The organism is Streptomyces shaanxiensis (genome assembly GCF_039537145.1).
GTDB classification, from domain to species: Bacteria; Actinomycetota; Actinomycetes; order Streptomycetales; family Streptomycetaceae; genus Streptomyces; species Streptomyces shaanxiensis.
The window spans coordinates 231,702-249,960 of sequence record NZ_BAAAZY010000011.1; the positions used below are offsets into that span (position 1 = coordinate 231,702).

Here is an 18,259-nt window from a genome sequence, read left to right on the forward strand (position 1 = left end):
GGGATTCGCCCCACCCGCACTCCCGCCGGGCGTATCCTCCCCGCCCGCTCCCCCGGGGCGAACCCTCCATCCCCGCCACGCGGCCCCCTGCCCACCCCCGTCAGTACCGCGGATGCACCAACGTCGACGCCCCCAACCCCCCGACCCGCGTCCCCTGCGCGGCCCGCGCGCCCGCCACCAGCCCCGTCTCCGTCAACGTCCCCAGCCGCGGCGCCCCCTGCCCCTCCCGGAGCCGCAGCACCGGCCGCCTGCCCTGGCTCGCCAGGAGGAACCCCCAGTCGTGCGGCGCCCGCGTCGGGCCCGCCGTGCGGTCCGGGCCGGACGCGAAGCCGGAGTCGTGGCCCGTGACGCGGTACGGGGCGGTGCGCAGGCCCGCGGCGCGCAGGGTCGTGTCGACCGTCCAGAAGACACGGGGGCGGGCGGAGACCGGCCCGGCGTGCACCGCGAGGCGGCCGTGCGGGGTCAGGGCGCGGCGGGCGAGGGCGTAGAACTCCTGCGAGTACAGCTTCGTGCTGGCGGTGATGCCGGGGTCGGGCAGGTCCGAGATCACGACGTCGTACGTCGCCGGCGGCGCCGCCCGTAGCCAGTGGAAGGCGTCGCCGGTCATGACGTGGACGCGCGGGTCGTCGTACGCATGCCCGTTGAGCTCGGACAGCGGAGGGTCGCTGCGCGCCAACCGCACCACTTCGGCGTCGACTTCGACGACGTCCACCCGGTGCACCTCGGGATGGCGCAGCACTTCGCGCGCCGCCAGCCCGTCCCCGCCGCCGAGGATCAGCACGCGCGTGTGCTCGCCGCTCATCGCGGGGTGGACCAGCGCCTCGTGGTAGCGGCGCGCGTCCCGGCCGCTGACCCTCAGACGGCCGTCGAGGAAGAGGTCGAGCGGACGGCCGTGCGTGCCGCCGGTGATGACGACCTCCTGGACGTCCGTCTGGAGCGCCACCCGTACGTCCCGCCCGTACACCGCGTGCCGGGCCGCGCGTTCGAAGTCGTCGACGAGTACGGCGGCGGAGGCGAGGACGCCGAGCACCGTGACGTTGGCGATCACCAGCAGCCAGCGGGCCCGGTGGGTGAGGTCCCCCCGGAACAGCCCGAGGACCAGCGCGCCGCCCGCCACGACGTTGACGGCGCCGGTGATCAGGGCCGAGGTCAACTGGCCCAGCAGGGGCAGGAGGAGGAAGGGGAAGGCGAGGCCGCCGACCAGGGCGCCGACGTAGTCCGCGGCGAACAGGTCGGCCACCGCGCCGCCCGCGTCCTGGCGCCGGATGCGCTGGATCAGCTCCATCAGCAGCGGCACCTCGGCGCCGATCAGCAGGCCGATGGTGAGGGAGAAGGCGACGAGGAGGTAGCGGGGTCCGTCGGCCCACATGCCGCCCCAGTCGCCGGTCCAGGCGAAGACGGCGTACAGGGCGAGCGCGCTGCAGCCGCCGACCAGGGCGAGGACGGCCTCGACGGCGCCGAAGCCGGCCGCGGCGCGCGGGCGCAGGCGCTTGGCGACCAGGGAGCCGATGCCCATCGCGAAGACCATGACGGAGAGGACGACGGAGGCCTGGGTGACCGAGTCGCCGATCAAGTACGAGGCGAGGGCGACGAGTTCGAGTTCGTACACGAGTCCGCAGGCGGCGCAGACGAAGACGCACGCGAGAACCAGGAACCGCCCGGTGCCCGGCCGCACCGGCAGCCGCGCCGGGCCGGGCCAGGGTGGCGGGGCGCCGGGCGGTGCGGGTGCGTGCGGGTCGATCACGTTGCCGACGGTACGTTACGCCTCCGGCACGCTATGTCACCCACACGTGTGGAACTGTCAGTCAGTCAAGCGCCCGGCGTTTATGTGACCGTCACTGAGGGCTGCCGCCGCCGGACCCCCGCCTCGGCCCGGAGGGCCTCGTCCTCAAACGCCGGACGGGCTGACTTTCCCCGCCCGGCGCCGAACGGCGGCCGCCGGCTCCCTCACCCCCACCCGCGTCCGCGTCGCCACCAACTGCCCGTCCTGCGGGTACGCGTGCCACGTCCGCCAGTGGACCTGACCCTCGTGATATTGGGCGAGCAGCGCGGTGAACGCGTGCGGGCTGCCGGGGAACACGCCGGCGAGGCCGTGCGGGTGGTCGGCGACCAGGGCCAGCAACTCCTGGGCACGACCCGCGAACTGACCCGGAGACAGAATCTCCACGCGGGACGCGAACTCGTACTCCCAGTCGTCCGCCCGCTTGGCCACCCCGAGCGGAAGCGGCGTGCTGCTGCCGGGCATACAGGCCACCGTCTCCGAACAGTCGCCCCGCTCCTCCTCCAGCAGCACCTGATGGGATGCGCCGAGCAGTCTCAACTGGAGTTTCGCACCGGTCAGTTCGAGATCCAACGTGGCCAGCGCGGGCAGCGGCTCCCGCCCCAGGGTCCAGGCGAGGTCGGCCGCGCGCGTGTCGGTATAGGCGGTGTTCAGGGTCGTGAGCATGGGTCGGCTCCGCAAGCACGCAAAGAGAGGGAGGTTTCGGTCTCCGGCGCACCCCCGGCCGACACCGGGAGTCGGCCCGGTCAGCCCGGTCGGCCGGTCAGAAGGGTTTCCGCGGGACGTCCGAGGGGCTGCGTTGGGGAAATTAACTGAATCATGAACTGTGGCGCCGCCACAGCGTTTTTACCCAAGTTCGTGGGCTTTCCATCCCTCAGAGGGCTTATCAGCTCAACTGTTCAACTCCGGCGTACGCCTGGGCGCAGAAGTCCTCACTGTGAGCCCCGTCGGACGACCGTACGGGGAACAGGAAAGCGGGGCCGGTCCCAGGTACCGGCCCCGCTCCGTCCGGATGCGGTTCCCCCTGCTCGGGGAGCTCAGCTGCCCCGTGTCAGCTGCCTCCGCCACCGCATCCGCCGCCGCCTCCGCCGCCGCCTCCGCAGGACGACGACCCGCCTCCGCAGGACGAGCTGCCCCCGCAGGACGAACCCCCCGAGCCGCTGTCTCCCCCGCCGGCCCACCAGCCGCCGCTTCCGCTGTCGTACGAGCTGCTCCGGCGCGCTGACGAACGGTGGCTCGAACGTCCGCCGGCGCGAGCGATGGACACGACGATCACCACGAACAACATTGCGACGAGCGCCCCGATAAAGATCGTGACCATGGCGTCAGCTCCTTCCGTTCCCCCGAAGCGGACCGAGGCGTCCCCCCGTGGGCGCCTCCCGCTCGGTGCGTGCGAGTGAGATGCCCTGCCGTCTCACGAGCCAAAGCAGAGTTGAGGAACTTCAGAGGGTTCGAACGGAGGAACAGCCCCTGACCTGCACAGAAGCGCAGTTCAGGGGCCGTCCGGGGCTCATTGGGCCGTCTGCGGGCCGTGATCTTGTCCAACGAATGTTCAGGCTCCGGGGTGTGCCCCGTCGCCGGCGCCGAGGAGGGGGATCGTGAGCCGGCGTTCGACGGCGTCGGGCAGGGACCACAGCTCGGTACGCCGCCTTCGGTCCTCCGAGCCCTGGCGGGCGGCGCGGCGGAAACCGGGCACGGCCAGGGCCAGGGCGGCCAGGGACACGGCGAGCCCGGTCCCGAGGAGTACACCGGCCAGTACGGCGCCGTCCGCCAGGGCGAAGGGAAGCGCGACCCCGAGGCAGAGCGTGCCGAGGCCGCCGAGGACGGCAACCATCCCCCACAGGGGCATGAGCGGGTGCTCGTTGCGCAGGTGGTTGACCAACTGCCGGTCGGTGGGACGCCGCCGCGGGTGCTCTCCGGCGGCGATGAACAGCTCGGCCCGCCCGCGCAACGCCCACACGGCGTGCACTCCCACCCATACGACGGGCAGCAGGAACAGCGTCACCAGCACCAGACCCGCCTGGATCGCCCGCGGCACCGACACCCACCCGGAAGCGTTGGCGACCACGGACGCCACGGCGGCTCCCACGAGTACGGCACCCGCCGCGCTCGTGGCCACGAGCCATCGCCGGGCCTCACGCACCCGAGCGCTGAGAGGGAACTCGACCGCGTCCAACGTCTTCTCCAATCGATGACCGCGGGTACTCTACGCAGCCCGCCGAGGAGGGTGCAGCCCCGATACGCACCGCCCGGAATGGACGACCGCGCCGGTGAGGGCCCTGCCGGTCCTGACGAACCGGGTAGCCGCCCACGGACCGCCGATCTTGTGCTCATCCGTGAACGCAGGTTGAGGAACCCCGGAGCTTGAGCGCAGGATGACCGGCATGACCTCCACCTCCCGCCCCCTGCTCAACCGCCGGCTCGCCGAGTTCGGGACGACGATCTTCGCCGAGATGTCCGCGCTGGCCCTGCGGACCGGTTCCATCAACCTGGGCCAGGGCTTCCCCGACACCGACGGACCCGAGGAGGTCCGTGAGGCGGCGGTACGGGCGCTGCGCGACGGGCGCGGCAACCAGTACCCGCCGGGCCCCGGCGTCCCCGAGCTGCGCACCGCCGTCGCCGCCCACCAGGAGTGGCGCTACGGGCTGTCGTACGACCCGGACACGGAGGTCCTGGTCACCGCCGGCGCCACCGAGGCGATCGCCGCCGCCCTGCTGGCCCTGCTGGAGCCCGGCGACGAGGTGATCGCCTTCGAGCCGTACTACGACTCCTACGCGGCCTGCATCGCGATGGCCGGCGGGACCCGCGTGCCGGTCACCCTGCGGCCGGGCGAGGAGTCACGCGACGGAGTGGCCCACCGGCGCTTCCGGCTCGACCTGGACGAGCTGCGCGCCGCCGTCACCGACCGCACCCGTCTCCTGCTGATCAACACCCCGCACAATCCCACCGGCACGGTCCTCACCCGCGAGGAGCTGACCGCGATCGCCGAGCTGGCGGTGGAGCGCGACCTGCTCGTGGTCACCGACGAGGTGTACGAGCACCTCGTCTTCGACGACGCCGAGCACCTGCCGCTGGCGACCTTCCCGGGCATGCGCGAGCGGACGGTGACGATCGGGTCGGCCGGCAAGACGTTCTCCTTCACCGGCTGGAAGGTCGGCTGGGTGACCGCGCCGTCCGCGCTGGTCACGGCCGTACGGTCGGCGAAGCAGTTCCTGACGTACGTGTCGTCGGGGCCGTTCCAGTACGCGGTCGCCGAGGCGCTCGCCCTCCCCGACGGCTACTTCGCGGCCTTCCGCGAGGACATGCTGGCCAAGCGGGACCTGCTGGCCACGGGGCTGACGGAGGCCGGGTTCGAGGTGTTCAAGCCCGCCGGCACCTACTTCATCACCACCGACATCCGCCCCCTCGGCGAGACGGACGGCTTCGCCTTCTGCCGCGCCCTGCCGGAGCGGGCCGGGGTCGTCGCCATCCCCAACGCGGTCTTCTACGACCACCGGGAGGCGGGGGCGCCGTTCGTGCGGTTCGCGTTCTGCAAGCAGACCACCGTCCTGGAGGAGGCGGTGCGGCGCCTGAAGACGCTGGCGTAGAGCGGCGGCCGTTCACAGCGCACTGCCGCGCCGGGACTCTGCTGCTCCAGGACTCGGCTGCTCCAGGACTCGGCTACGCCAAGCGCGCGATTCCTCGGACGCCCGGACGCGCCTCGCCCGCATGTGCCCCTTTCAGCCGTAAATCTGTTGATGTGACGCATATCAGTGCCCCTGACGGCGCCCCTGTCCTCACCCCCGTCAGTACCCCGGCGCCGCGGCGCGCCGACGGCGAGACCGGCGCGGAGCCCGGCGCAGAGGGGCGCGCCCGTCGCCGGATGTCCCTCACGGCGGCGGGGATCGCCATCGGGCTGTTCGTGGTCGCCCGGCTGGCCGGGGTCGCCGTGCTCGCCCTGGCCACCCGCGGCGAGGACAGGCAGACGCTGGGGATGCTCGGCCGGTCCTGGGACTCCCTCTGGTACCTGTCGATCGCTTCGGAGGGGTACGGCCTCACCCTGCGCATGGGGGCCGGTGTCATCGCGAACGACCTGGCGTTCTTCCCCCTCTACCCGGGGCTCGTGCGGGCCGTGACGGAACTGACCGCGCTGAGCGGCGGGGCGGCGGGGCTGGTGGTGGCGTGGCTCGCGGCGGCGGCCGCCGCCTGGGGCATCTACGCGGTGGGCGACCTGCTGCGCGGACGGGCGGTGGCCGTCGCGCTGGTGGTGCTCTGGGGCCTGCTGCCGCACTCGATCGTGCTGTCCATGGGGTACACGGAGCCGTTGCTCACCGCGCTCGCGGCCTGGTCGCTGTACGCGGTGCTGACCGGGCGCTGGCTGTGGGCGGGCACCCTCGCGGCTCTCGCGGGACTCACCCGGCCCAACGGGCTCGCGGTCGCGGCGGCGGTGGTCGCCGCGGCGGCGTACGAGGTCTGGCGCGCCCGCCGCCGGGGCGACGGTGTTTCCCACAGGCTGTGGATCGGCGCCGCGCTCGCGCCGCTCGGCTGGGGCATGTACGTGCTGTGGGTCGGCCGACGCACGGGCGACACGCTCGGCGGGTACTTCGAGGTGCAGCGGCTGTGGGGATCGAGCTTCGACTTCGGTCTGCACACCATGCGCTTCGTCAAGCACATGCTCGTGCACGGGGGCCGGCTCCCCACCACCCACCTTGTGCTCTTCGCCGTGGCGATCGTGATCGTGGCGGCAGGCCTTTTGCTGTTCTGGCGGCTGATCGCCGGCCGCGCGCCCCTGCCCCTGCTGGTCTACAGCGGCGTCCTGCTGCTGATCGCGGTGGGCGGCTCCGGCTATCTGGCGTCCAAGCCGCGCTTCGTCCTGCCCGCCTTCCCCCTCCTGCTGCCTCTCGCGGGGGTGCTCGCACGGACGGCGAAAGCCCGGCCATGGCGCGCGTCCGTGCTGGTCGCGGCCCTTGCCGGGCTCTCGTTCACTTACGGCGCGTTCGTGGTCACCATGTCCGACCTGGCGCCGTGACGGAGATGCCTACTCTTCTTCCTCGGGCTTCTCCGCGTCGTTGATCTCCTGCTCGAGGCCGAGCTGCTCGACGAGCCACTTGTCGAACTCGATGGCGGCCCGCACCCAGCTGACCGTCGACGAGACGAAGTGCTCCAGGCTCACGCCGGTGCCGATCAGCATCTGTGCTTCGCCGATCAGGCGGACGGTGCCGTCGTCGTGCGTGTGGCTGTAGACCTTCGGCCACAGCGTCCGGCGGTTCCAGTCGTCGATCGACTCCAGAAGCTGGGGCTTCTCGTCGATCTTGTGGGGCCGGTCGTAGAACGTCCGCACCGAGAAGACCTGCTGGTCACCTTCGCCACGGAACATGAAGTACGTACGGAACTGCTCCCACGGCGCCGCGAGGTCACCCTCGTCGTCGACGACGTACTTCAGCTCCATCTGGTCGAGGAGCTGCTTCACGAGGTCCTGATCCGGGACAACGGGGCCGGGCGGCGGCCCGGACTGCGGCTGCTGCCCCCCGAAGTTCGGAATCGAGGACGGGTCGATGCTCACCGTGATTTTCCCTTCGTACGGATTCCGTCATCCTCCCCCATGCGGGGAGGGGGGTGGCAAGCCCCGCCGGGCCTGTCAGCCGTCGGCTGACTCGATCCGATCAGGCCATCCGGGTACCCGGACCAACCGGGTACCCGCAAATCACAGCGTCTTTCCGGTCGCGGGCCCCACGATCAGACCGTCCCCGAAGGCGTCCACCCGGACCGTGTCGCCGTCCTTGATCTCGCCGGAGAGGATCTCCTTGGCGAGGCGGTCGCCGATGGCGGTCTGGACGAGGCGGCGCAGGGGGCGGGCGCCGTAGGCCGGGTCGTTGCCCTCGTCGGCGAGCCAGGCCAGGGCCTCGTCGGTGATCTCCAGGCTGAGGCGCCGTTCCGCGAGCCGCTGGGCGAGGCGGTCGATCTGGAGCCGGGCGATCCGGGCCAGCTCGTCCTTCGCCAGCGCCGAGAAGACGACCAGGTCGTCCAGCCGGTTGAGGAACTCGGGCTTGAAGGAGGCCCGGACCACCTCCAGCACCTGCTCCTTCTTCTCCGCCTCGCTGGTGATCGGGTCCACCAGGAACTGGCTGCCCAGGTTCGACGTCAGCACCAGGATCGCGTTGCGGAAGTCGACCGTACGCCCCTGACCGTCCGTCAGCCGCCCGTCGTCCAGCACCTGCAGCAGGATGTCGAAGACCTCGGGGTGCGCCTTCTCCACCTCGTCGAGCAGGACCACGCTGTACGGCCGCCTGCGCACCGCCTCCGTCAGCTGGCCGCCCTCCTCGTAGCCGACGTACCCGGGGGGCGCGCCGACCAGCCGGGCCACGCTGTGCTTCTCGCCGTACTCCGACATGTCGATGCGGACCATCGCCCGCTCGTCGTCGAAGAGGAAGTCGGCGAGGGCCTTGGCGAGTTCGGTCTTGCCGACGCCGGTCGGGCCGAGGAAGAGAAAGGAGCCGGTCGGGCGGTCGGGGTCGGCGATGCCGGCGCGGGTGCGGCGCACGGCGTCGGACACCGCCTGCACGGCCTCCGTCTGCCCGATGAGCCGCTTGCCCAGCTCCTCCTCCATGCGCAGGAGTTTCTGGGTCTCGCCCTCCAGGAGTCGCCCGGCCGGAATACCGGTCCAGGCGGCGACGGTGTCGGCGATGTCGTCGGAGCCGACCTCCTCCTTGACCATCGTGCCCTTGGCGGCCTCCTCCTCGGCCTGCGAGGCCTCCTCCAAGTCCCGCTCCAGGGCGGGGATCTCGCCGTAGAGCAGCTTGCTGGCGCTGTCGAAGTCGCCGTCGCGCTGGGCGCGTTCGGCCTGCCCGCGCGCCTCGTCGAGCCGTTCCTTCAGCTCACCGACGCGGTTGAGGGACTGCTTCTCCTTCTCCCAGCGGGCGGTCAGGCCCCGCAGCTCCTCCTCCTTGTCGGCGAGGTCACGGCGCAGCCGCTCCAGGCGCTCGCGCGAGGCCGGGTCGGTCTCCTTCTCCAGCGCGAGCTCCTCCATCTTCAACCGGTCGACGGCGCGCTGGAGTTCGTCGATCTCGACGGGGGACGAGTCGATCTCCATGCGCAGCCGGGAGGCGGCCTCGTCGACGAGGTCGATGGCCTTGTCCGGGAGGAAGCGGGAGGTGATGTACCGGTCGGAGAGGGTGGCCGCGGCCACCAGCGCGCTGTCCGCGATCTGCACCTTGTGGTGGGCCTCGTAGCGCCCCTTGAGCCCGCGCAGGATCGCGATGGTGTCCTCGACGGTCGGCTCGGCGACCAGCACCTGCTGGAAGCGCCTCTCCAACGCCGGGTCCTTCTCGATCCGCTCGCGGTACTCGTCGAGGGTCGTGGCGCCCACCATCCGCAGCTCACCGCGCGCGAGCATGGGCTTGAGCATGTTCCCGGCGTCCATGGCGGAGTCGCCGCCGGCCCCGGCACCCACGACGGTGTGCAGCTCGTCGATGAAGGTGATGATCTGCCCGTCGGAGTCCTTGATCTCCGCGAGCACGGTCTTCAGCCGCTCCTCGAACTCACCGCGGTACTTGGCCCCGGCGACCATGGCACTGATGTCGAGCGCGACGAGCCGCTTGTCCTTGAGGGACTCGGGCACGTCCCCCTTGACGATCCGCTGGGCGAGCCCTTCGACGACGGCGGTCTTGCCGACGCCGGGCTCACCGATGAGCACCGGGTTGTTCTTGGTACGGCGGGACAGCACCTGCACGACCCGCCGGATCTCCTGGTCCCGTCCGATGACGGGATCGAGCTTCCCCTCCCGCGCGGCTGCCGTGAAGTCGGTGCCGAACTTCTCCAGCGCCTTGTACTGCCCCTCGGGGTCGGCGGTGGTCACCCGGCGCCCGCCGCGTGCCTTCCTGAAGGCGTCCAGCAGCTTCTTCGCACCGGCACCCTGCTGGGTGAGCACGTCACCCGCCTGGCCGCCCTTGGCGGCGATGCCGATGAGGAGGTGCTCGGTGGAGAGGTAGTCGTCCCCGAGTTCCTTGGCCCGCGCCTGGGCGTCCGCGATCACGGCGAGAAGCTCACGGTTGGGCTGCGGCGGCGCCACGGTGGAGCCGGTGACGCTCGGCAGCGAGGCGAGCACCTTCTCGGCGCCGGCGCGCACGGAGGCCTGGTCGGCGTCGACGGCCGCCAGAAGATCGATGATGTTCTCGTTGTCCTGGCCCTGGAGCAGAGCCAGCAGCAGGTGGGCGGGGGTGAGGTCCGCGTGTCCCTCGGTCAGGGCACGGTTGCTGGCCGCGTTGATCGCGTCCCGGCTCCTGTTGGTCAGCTCGGCGTCCACGTTCGCTTTCTCCTCCTGGCGTCAGCGTCTCCCGTACTGACTGCGTCAGCGTACACAAAGTTGAGTCTATTCCGCTCAAGGTAGTCGCGGGAGGCCTGCGGCGGCCAGGCCCTGACAGGAGGGCCTAGAGTTCCGGGCCATGGCAGCTCACCCCCAGGATCCTGGCGCGCCGGACGCGCCGTACCTCACCTTCTGGCAGCAGAGACATCTGTGCACCCTGACGACCCTGCGCCCGGACGGCACCCCGCACGTCGTGCCCGTCGGAGTGACATACGACCCCGAGGCACGACTTGCTCGGGTGATCACGCTCAAGTCGAGCGCCAAGGTGCGCCATGTACTGGCCGCCGGCCCGGACGGGGCACGCGTAGCGGTCTGCCAGGTGGACGGCGGCCGGTGGGCGACGCTGGAAGGGCGGGCGTACGTCCGGACCGAGCCGGAGCGGGTCGGGGACGCGGAGCGGCGGTACGCGGAGCGGTACGGGCGGACGCCGACGCCCAATCCCGACCGGGTGGTGATCGAGATCGAGCTGACCCGGGCGATGGGGCGGGGGTGACCGGACTGCCGGGAGGGGTGGCTGGATACCGGGCGCCCGGTTTCAGCCACCGGCGGAACGGACGGATACCGGGAAATGTCCCCGGAAAACTGCAGCGGCGTCACCGTGTTCAGGTCACGGTGACGCCGCTGCGGGGGGAAGCACCTGAGCGATCTGTTACGACGGGGGAATCGCGTCAGGCACTGCGGGGGGTGGCTGAGATGGTCCTTGGGGCCGGGGCCTCCGGCTCCACCAGCCGGTGGTCACGCTGATCCAGGTTGACGAAGATCATTCCGTACCGGATGGCACATCGCACAGGCTGCGGCGCCCCCCGAGGCCGCCGCAGACACCGGTAGGCCCGTACGTCCTCCTCCTCGTCCCGCGTCACGACGACCGGCTCTCCGAAGACGGTCACCATCAGCGAGTCACCGGGGTGGGGGATCGCGGTGACCAAGTCGATGAAGTGCCAGCCGGAGCGGTAGGCGGTGGCCATTTCTCGGCGGAAGGAGCGATCATCAGGAGGAGTGGTCATCGCGATCAGTCCCACCTGGTGTCCAGAGGGACGACCGGCCCGTTGTCGCCGTCGGCCGCGACGATCACAGACCGAGCATCACCCACCTTGTGCGCGTCACTCTTCGCACCGGAGAGGCCCGCCAGCGTTCCGAAGGCCACAACGGCGGAGAAGGCGGCAACAAGTACCGAGCGAAGCATTCTCTTACGCATAGTCGGCTTCGTCCTCACTTGAAGGTCCCCTCTTCCCCCGTCGGATAAGACGATGGCTCATTCAGGCACATCATGGCCACACGATCGGTGCATCATGTTCCTGCATGTTCAGGACCCTGGGGGGTGGAGATTTGGAAACAAATGGGACAAAGGCGACACATCCCCATGCGATGACCGAGCTGTGCGAGGAAGGTGGCCGCCTCTATGCGAGCGCGCTGCGCACGGGGCGCATTCTGCGGGCGGATGTCGAGCCTGCTCCATGTCTGATGGAGTTCGCCCTTCTTCACCCCGATCCTGATGATGCGAAATGGCTGCGCCCAGTTCCCCCGTCGGTCGCCCTGGCCCAGCGGCTCAACCCCATCGAGCGCGAGATCACCGAGCAGCGCCGGATGTCCATCGCACTCGCCGAAGCCTTCGAGCCATTCATGGCCCTCGGCGCCCAGGACACCGCCCCTACCCACGCGATCACGGTGCTGGAGGGCCTGGACCGCATCAACACGGCACTCGACCTGGCGACGGCCCAGTGCCAGACCGAGGTGCTCGCGGTCCAGCCGAGCGGCCGCCGCAGCCCTGAGAACAGGCTCCTGGAGGCCCTGGAACGCGACAAGCCGCTGATCGAACGCGGGGTGCGGATCCGGACGCTCTACCAGCACACGGCCCGGTACATCCCCGACCGGCTGGCCTATATGGACCGGTTCGCCGACGGCAAGGTGGAGTACCGCACCATCGACGAGCTCGTCGAGCGCCTCATCATCTGCGACGAGACCGTCGCCTTCATCCCCATACGGGACGACCGACAGGTGGCCCTGGAGCTCCGGCACCCGGGCCTGGTGCGCTACCTGATCAAGGTCTTCGAGTTCATGTGGTCCCGCGCGGTACCGCTGCAGGCGGGCACGCCCTACGAGACCGACCCGGACGGCATCACCGACATCCAGCACTCGATCGCCAAGCTCCTCGTGGAGGGCCACGTCGACGAGGCCATAGCCCGCCGCCTGGGCATGAACGTGCGCACCTGCCGGGCCCACATCGCCAAGCTGGCCACGGCCCTGGGCAGCGGCAGCCGGGCCCAGCTCGGCTATCTCATCGCCCAGTCGGGGATCCTGGACAAGGATCACGCGCAGGGGGACGACTCCCACCCGTGACCGAGGCACACACGCATGGCGTGGACGAACCGTGCGAGGCGGGCATGGGCCTGTACGCACGCGCCCTGCGCGAAGGGCGGCTGCGTGCCGAGCAGGCGGACGGTGTGGCGTGTCTGGTCGATCTCGGTCTGCTCCAGCCGGCCGTCGAGGACCTCGACTGGCTGGAGCCCGTCGCCCCCGCCGTCGCGCTTCACCGGCTGCTGCGGGGCTCCGCGGACCGCATCGCGCACGAACGGCGACGTGAACAGGTGCTGGCCGACATGTTCGAACCGCTCATGCGGATCGACTGCAGCCGTTCGGCGACCTCGGACAACCCGGCGATCCTCACGCTCAGTGGCACCGAGCGGATCAACAAGGCCATCAGCGAGGCCATGACCGAGGCCTCCCGGGAACTCCTGTCCATCCAGCCCACCACGCACCACAACGACGCGCGCACCGAGACGGCCCAGGCCCTCGCGCTGGACCGCGACCAGGCCCTGCTGGACCGCGGGGCCCGCATCCGCAGCCTCTACCAGCACACGCAGCGCCACCGGCCCCTGGTCATGGCGCGTTACGAGCAGCTCAGGGGCGATGCCGAGGCCCGCACCCTCGACGAGGTCACCGACCGGCTCATCGTCGTCGACCGGACCGTCGCCTTCATCCCCGCCAACAAGGACCGCACCTTCGCCCTGGAAGTCCGCCACCCGGCGCTGGTGGACTACCTGGTCACGGTGTTCGACCGCCTCTGGCGCCTGGCCACCCCCATGCACCCCGAAGCCGTCCAGCAGCCCACGCTCAACGGCGTCACCCCCCGCCAGCGCGCCATCGCGAGCCTCCTGGTCGAGGGACACACCGACGCCGTCATCGCCGACCGCCTCGGTATGAACATCCGCACCGCCCGCGTCCACATCGCCAAGCTCGCGGCGACGCTGGGCAGCGAGAGCCGGGCCCAACTCGGCTATCTCATAGGCCAGTCGGGGATCCTTGACCAGGAACCCCGGGAATCCCAGGGCCCCCCGGCGCTCCGGGAACCCCCGGCACCCCGGCGACGCTGATCACCGCGGCCTCGGACGACGACGCCCGCGGGCGGTCCAGGCCCACCTGCGCGATCCGCACCCCGAGCTGCGTCCGGCTCGCCGCGCCCAGCGTCTCCGACAGCCGCGCGATGTGCGCCCGGCAGGTCCGCACGCTTATGCCGAGCCGTTCCGCGATCACCGCGTCCTGGTGGCCCTCGGCGAGCAGCGCGGCGATGGACTGCTCGCGGTGGGAGATGCCCTCGATGCCGGTGTCGGGGAGGGGTGCCGTCAGCGGGATGGCCAGGCGCCACAGGCGCTCGAACACCGTCACCAGGTAGTTCACCAGGGCGGGGTGGCGCAGTTCCAGGGCCAGCGTGCGGTCCGCGTTCGCCGGGATGAAGGCCACCGTGCGGTCGAAGAGGATCAGCCGGTCGATCACCTCGTCCAGGGTGCGGGCCTCGACCGAATCACCCATCAGCTCGAGGTAGTTGAGCAGGCCCTGGCCGTGCCGGGCCACATGCGTGTACAGGTCGCGCATCCGCACGCCCCGCCCCCGCAGCGCCAGCGCCCGGTGCAGGCCCTCGGTCAGCTCGTGCTCGGGACGGATGCCGCCGGGCTGCACGGTCAGCACCTCCGCCGTGCACGCCTCCGTCGCCGCGTCCAGGGCCCCCTGGATGCGGGAGGAGCCGTCCAGCACCCGGATCGCCGCGCCCTCCGCGCCGGACGCCTGCGGCTGCGGGGGACCGAGCCCGGCGTACCACTCGAACGCGGCCACCGCCGAGCCCACCCGCCGCTGACTCGCGCTGACCTCGTCGTACAGCCCGCGCAGCAGCCGCGTCATGACCTCCTGCGGGGAGGTCGGCACCAGCCAGTCCATGTCGTCGGGGTCGGGGTGCAGCAGCGCCAGCTCCAGCAGGCAGGGCACCTGCTCGGCGTCCCGGCGCGGCACACGACCGCGCCGTACGGCCCGGGAATACACGCGATCCCCGGCCCCGCACAGTCGGTCGGCACCGTGTGGATGCTCCTCCGTCCCGTGCCCGGCCATCGCCCGTCCACCCCCGGTCCTTGCCTCTTCGCCGGCTCGCCCACCTCCGGAGCGCGGTGCCGACACCCTTGCCGGGGCGCCACGGCAGGCGTGGCCCTGGTCGAGGGGCCCACCTGCACAGCCCGTCGGGCCTACGGTTCGCTCGCGCTTCCGCAGCGCAACTATGCGCGGACCGGCCGTGCTCCGCAACACGGCTCCCGCCGGGAAGGGCGCCTTAAACCACCGGTTTGCCCCACTATCTCCGGGCCTCCGTCCGTCGAGTTGCAACAAGCTGGGGGTCTCTTCCCGGCCTTTGCCGTGTGCGCAGCAAAGCCGCCGCCCCCGAACTCCCGGGTGCCGACCGGCCGCACCCGGCGACCCGGACGCCACCCTTCCGCGTGCACCTCCCGGAAATCCGCCAGAGATCACCGCGTTACACACCCCACTTAACGTCAGGCCATGGCGGACATATTTGACGCGTACGCGTTGGCCGACGCGTGGGACGAGATGTTTGAGCGGCCGGGTGAGGTCAGGACCGCCTATGAGCCGGTGCTGGCTGCACTGCAGCCGATCGAGCCGAGTGAACTGCGGTTCCGGGCCGACCAGATGGCCCGGGCGTTCACCGACAGAGGCGTGACGTACGCCTTCGCGGGCGAGGAGCGGCCCTGGCCGCTGGACCTCGTGCCCCGCATCCTCGACGCCCTCGAATGGGATCTCATACAACGCGGGGTGAGCCAACGGGTCAGGGCCCTGGAGGCCTACCTCGCCGACGCCTACGGGCACGCCCGCGCCTTCGAGGACGGTGTCGTGCCCTGGCGGCTGCTGCTCAGCTCCCCGCACTTCCACAGAGCCGCGCACGGGGTCGAACCACCGGGCGGGGTAAGGATCCACGTCGCCGGCATCGACCTCGTACGGGACGAGGCCGGGGACTTCCGGGTACTGGAAGACAACGTGCGCGTGCCCAGCGGCGTCTCGTACGTCATCGAGAACCGGCGTGCCATGACCCGGATCTTCCCCTCCCTCTTCGCCGAGCAGCATGTCCTGCCCGTCGACGGGTACGCGCAGAAGCTGCTCGCCGCCCTGCGCGCGGCCGCTCCCGACGGCATCGAGGATCCGCGCGTGGTCGTCCTCACCCCCGGGCCCAGCAACGCCGCCTACTTCGAACACGCCCTGCTGGCCCGGCTGATGGGCGTGCAGCTCGTCGAGGGGCACGACCTCGTCTGCCGCAACAACCGCGTGTGGATGCGGACCACGCGCGGCGAGGTGCCCGTCCACGTCGTATACCGGCGGCTCGACGACGACTTCCTCGATCCTCTCCACTTCCGCCCCGACTCGGTGATCGGCTGCCCGGGCATCATGAGCGCGGCCATGGCGGGCAACGTCACACTCGCGAACGCCGTGGGTAACGGCATCGCCGACGACAAGCTCCTCTACACCTACGTCCCGGACCTGATCCGGTACTACCTCGGCGAGGAACCGATTCTGCCCAACGTCGAGTCCTACCGGCCCGACGAGCCCGGCCAGTTGGAGGCCGTCCTCGACCAGATCGAGCAGCTCGTCATCAAACCCGTGGACGGCGCGGGAGGGCAGGGCATCGTCATCGGACCCAAGGCGGACCGGGACACGATCGAACGCACTCGCAAAGCGGTCGTCGCCGATCCGCGCGGCTTCATCGCCCAGCGGCCCGTCGCCCTGTCCACCTCCCCGACCCTCGCGGGCGAGGGGATGGCACCCCGCCACATCGATCTGCGGCCCTTCGCCGTCAACGACGGCAACGATGTCTGGGTGCTGCCCGGCGGCCTCACCCGGGTAGCCCTCCAGGAGGGCAACCTGATCGTCAACTCCAGCCAGGGCGGCGGCTCCAAGGACACCTGGGTACTCGCGGAGGGACCGGCGGACTCCCCCGCGCCGGTCAGCGCGGGCGATCCGCTCGCCGTCGCACCCCGTCAGCTCGGACCCGACGGCACCCCCACCGTCGTACAGGAAGGGGCGCAGCAGCAGTGAACGACGTGATCCTCTCCCGCATCGCCGAGGCACTGACCTGGACCGGACGCTATGTCGAGCGGGCCGACGCCACGGGCCGGATCCTCGACGCCTACCTCCACCGCATGCTGGAGGACCCCTGGCGCGACGAGGACGTGGCCTGCCGGTCGCTGTACGCGATCCTCGGGATGGACGCCGGCGGCGAGCCCGTGGACATGCAGCAGGTGCTCGACCAGCTGGCCTTCGACGCCCGTTCCACCGGGTCGATCGAGGGCGCGCTGGGCGCCGCCCGGCTGAACGCGCGCAGCGCCCGCGAGGCCGTCTCGTCCGAGATGTGGGAGTGCCTGAACTCCACCTGGCACGCCCTCGCGGACCAGCGGCTCGCGGCCAGACGGACGGGGCCGTACGCGTATCTGGAGCTGGTGCGCAGACGCGCGGCGCTGTTCTTCGGGCTCGCCGACTCGACGATGAGCCGGGACGACAGCTGGCGTTTCGTCGTGCTGGGCCGGAGCCTGGAGCGGGTGGACATGACCGTACGGCTGCTGTCGGTGCGGGTGCTGGACGCCGCCCACGCGCCGGACTGGCCGACCCTGCTCAGCGCGTCCGGCGCGGACGAGGCGTACGCGCGCGTGTACGGCGGTTTCGGCGACACCCCGCGCGTCGCCGAGTTCCTGCTCCTCGACCGCGACTTCCCGCGCTCGGCGCTGCACGCGCTGACCACCGCCGAGGAGTGCCTCACCGCGCTGGGCCGCCCCCGTCAGGACCCGGCACGCCGCCCGATCGGCCGGATGCGCACCCGGCTCGAATACCTCGACACGCACACGCTGGAGGACCAACTGCCCGTGCTGCTGCGGGACTTGCGGCAGGCCTGCATGGCCTCGGCGGACGCGGTGGCCGACCGGTTCTTCCCGTACCAGGGGCCCGTCGAGTGGGCCCAGGAAGGAGCGTGAGATGACTCGCAGGCTCCGCATCAAGCACGTCACCCGCGTCTCGTACGCCCAGCCCGCCGCGTCCTCCCACAACGAGGTCCGCATGACCCCGCTCACGCTGCCCGCCCAGACCACGCTGGACTCCCGGGTCACCATCAGCCCGGCGGCCACCACCTGGTCGTACTGGGACTACTGGGGCACGCAGGTCACCGGCTTCGACCTGATGGACCCGCACGCCGACCTCACCATCACGGCCTCCAGCCTGGTCGAGACGTCCCCGCCGGGCACGCTCCCCGAGGCGCCCGCCTGGGCGGAGGTGGCCGAACAGGTCGCGCGGACCCGTCTGCTGGAGTTCGCGGGCACCACGCCCCGTACGACCGTCCCGGACGAGCTGGTCGACAAGGCGCGGGAGGCCGCGGCGGGCCTCGACCCGCACGGCACGGCGGTGGCGGTCTCGGCGCTGGTCGCGGACCGGGTGGGATACCTCCCCGGCGCCACCGGCGTGAACACCTCGGCCGCCGAGGCCTGGGAGCAGGGCGCGGGCGTCTGCCAGGACATCGCCCATCTGACGATCGCGCTGCTGCGGGGGCTGGGGCTGCCGACGAGATACGTCTCCGGCTATCTCCATCCCGAGCGGGACGCGGAACTGCACCGCCCGGTGGCCGGGCAGAGCCACGCCTGGATCGAGTACTGGGCGGGCGACTGGTGCGGCTACGACCCCACGAACCGGACCCGGGCCGACGAGTCGCACGTCGTCGTCGGGCGCGGGCGCGACTACGACGACGTCACCCCGCACAAGGGCATCTACCGGGGGGTGCCCGGCGGGCCGCCGGAGGTGACGGTGGAGTTCACGCGGGTGGGGTGAAACGG

The 18,259-nt window shown here is 71.2% G+C and carries 15 protein-coding genes; 8 read left to right on the forward strand and 7 right to left on the reverse strand.

Annotation, left to right across the window (positions count from 1 at the left end; translation table 11 throughout):
* Positions 1–100: 100 nt before the first annotated feature.
* The 3 genes from ABD932_RS20725 to ABD932_RS20735 form a co-directional block, all read right to left on the reverse strand.
* The gene (locus tag ABD932_RS20725; RefSeq protein ID WP_345014894.1) at positions 101–1,744 is read right to left on the reverse strand and encodes a polyamine aminopropyltransferase; all 1,644 of its coding nucleotides are present in this window, start codon (positions 1,742–1,744) and stop codon (positions 101–103) included.
* 144 nt (positions 1,745–1,888) lie between these two features.
* Positions 1,889–2,446 carry a DUF2617 family protein gene (locus tag ABD932_RS20730; RefSeq protein WP_345014897.1) on the reverse strand — a complete coding sequence of 186 codons (558 nt, stop codon included), beginning with the start codon at positions 2,444–2,446 and terminating at the stop codon, positions 1,889–1,891.
* An 886-nt stretch (positions 2,447–3,332) separates the two neighbouring features.
* Complete coding sequence (locus ABD932_RS20735; protein ID WP_345014899.1) at positions 3,333–3,968, reverse strand: hypothetical protein; 636 nt, start codon at positions 3,966–3,968, stop codon at positions 3,333–3,335.
* Positions 3,969–4,155: 187 nt separating this feature from the next.
* Between ABD932_RS20735 and ABD932_RS20740 the strand changes: the two genes are divergently transcribed.
* Together ABD932_RS20740 and ABD932_RS20745 are read left to right on the forward strand one after the other, a co-directional pair.
* Complete coding sequence (locus tag ABD932_RS20740) at positions 4,156–5,367, forward strand: pyridoxal phosphate-dependent aminotransferase (protein ID WP_345014901.1); 1,212 nt, start codon at positions 4,156–4,158, stop codon at positions 5,365–5,367.
* Positions 5,368–5,519: 152 nt separating this feature from the next.
* A complete protein-coding gene (locus tag ABD932_RS20745) occupies positions 5,520–6,788 on the forward strand; it encodes a hypothetical protein (RefSeq protein WP_345014903.1) in 1,269 nt (422 codons plus the stop codon).
* A gap of 9 nt (positions 6,789–6,797) precedes the next feature.
* Here the strand turns inward: ABD932_RS20745 and ABD932_RS20750 are convergent, their stop codons facing one another.
* Complete coding sequence (locus ABD932_RS20750) at positions 6,798–7,322, reverse strand: YbjN domain-containing protein (protein WP_126393866.1); 525 nt, start codon at positions 7,320–7,322, stop codon at positions 6,798–6,800.
* Positions 7,323–7,463: 141 nt separating this feature from the next.
* On the reverse strand, positions 7,464–10,061 hold the full coding sequence (gene clpB / locus ABD932_RS20755) for an ATP-dependent chaperone ClpB (protein WP_345014905.1): 2,598 nt from the start codon (positions 10,059–10,061) through the stop codon (positions 7,464–7,466).
* Positions 10,062–10,200: 139 nt separating this feature from the next.
* On the opposite strand from clpB, the gene ABD932_RS20760 reads away from it, so the two are divergent.
* Complete coding sequence (locus tag ABD932_RS20760) at positions 10,201–10,614, forward strand: pyridoxamine 5'-phosphate oxidase family protein (RefSeq protein ID WP_345014907.1); 414 nt, start codon at positions 10,201–10,203, stop codon at positions 10,612–10,614.
* Positions 10,615–10,789: 175 nt separating this feature from the next.
* Here the strand turns inward: ABD932_RS20760 and ABD932_RS20765 are convergent, their stop codons facing one another.
* A complete protein-coding gene (locus ABD932_RS20765; RefSeq protein ID WP_250088631.1) occupies positions 10,790–11,125 on the reverse strand; it encodes a Rieske (2Fe-2S) protein in 336 nt (111 codons plus the stop codon).
* A 361-nt stretch (positions 11,126–11,486) separates the two neighbouring features.
* On the opposite strand from ABD932_RS20765, the gene ABD932_RS20770 reads away from it, so the two are divergent.
* Both ABD932_RS20770 and ABD932_RS20775 read left to right on the forward strand, forming a co-directional pair.
* Positions 11,487–12,458, forward strand: a complete 972-nt coding sequence (locus tag ABD932_RS20770) for a helix-turn-helix transcriptional regulator (protein WP_345014910.1) — start codon at positions 11,487–11,489, stop codon at positions 12,456–12,458.
* Positions 12,455–13,492 carry a helix-turn-helix transcriptional regulator gene (locus tag ABD932_RS20775; RefSeq protein WP_345014912.1) on the forward strand — a complete coding sequence of 346 codons (1,038 nt, stop codon included), beginning with the start codon at positions 12,455–12,457 and terminating at the stop codon, positions 13,490–13,492. The genes ABD932_RS20770 and ABD932_RS20775 overlap by 4 nt, the downstream gene beginning before the upstream one ends.
* On the opposite strand, the gene ABD932_RS20780 is transcribed toward ABD932_RS20775, so the two are convergent.
* Positions 13,401–14,498 carry a helix-turn-helix transcriptional regulator gene (locus tag ABD932_RS20780; RefSeq protein ID WP_345014914.1) on the reverse strand — a complete coding sequence of 366 codons (1,098 nt, stop codon included), beginning with the start codon at positions 14,496–14,498 and terminating at the stop codon, positions 13,401–13,403. The genes ABD932_RS20775 and ABD932_RS20780 overlap by 92 nt on opposite strands.
* A gap of 438 nt (positions 14,499–14,936) precedes the next feature.
* Between ABD932_RS20780 and ABD932_RS20785 the strand changes: the two genes are divergently transcribed.
* The 3 genes from ABD932_RS20785 to ABD932_RS20795 are packed head-to-tail and all read left to right on the forward strand — an operon-like array spanning position 14,937 to position 18,254.
* Positions 14,937–16,481: a circularly permuted type 2 ATP-grasp protein gene (locus ABD932_RS20785; RefSeq protein WP_345014916.1), complete on the forward strand. Its 1,545-nt coding sequence runs from the start codon at positions 14,937–14,939 to the stop codon at positions 16,479–16,481.
* Positions 16,478–17,410: an alpha-E domain-containing protein gene (locus ABD932_RS20790; RefSeq protein ID WP_345014918.1), complete on the forward strand. Its 933-nt coding sequence runs from the start codon at positions 16,478–16,480 to the stop codon at positions 17,408–17,410. Before ABD932_RS20785 ends, ABD932_RS20790 begins: the two co-directional genes overlap by 4 nt.
* Position 17,411: 1 nt before the next feature.
* On the forward strand, positions 17,412–18,254 hold the full coding sequence (locus tag ABD932_RS20795; RefSeq protein WP_345014920.1) for a transglutaminase family protein: 843 nt from the start codon (positions 17,412–17,414) through the stop codon (positions 18,252–18,254).
* The last annotated feature ends 5 nt before the right edge of the window (positions 18,255–18,259 follow it).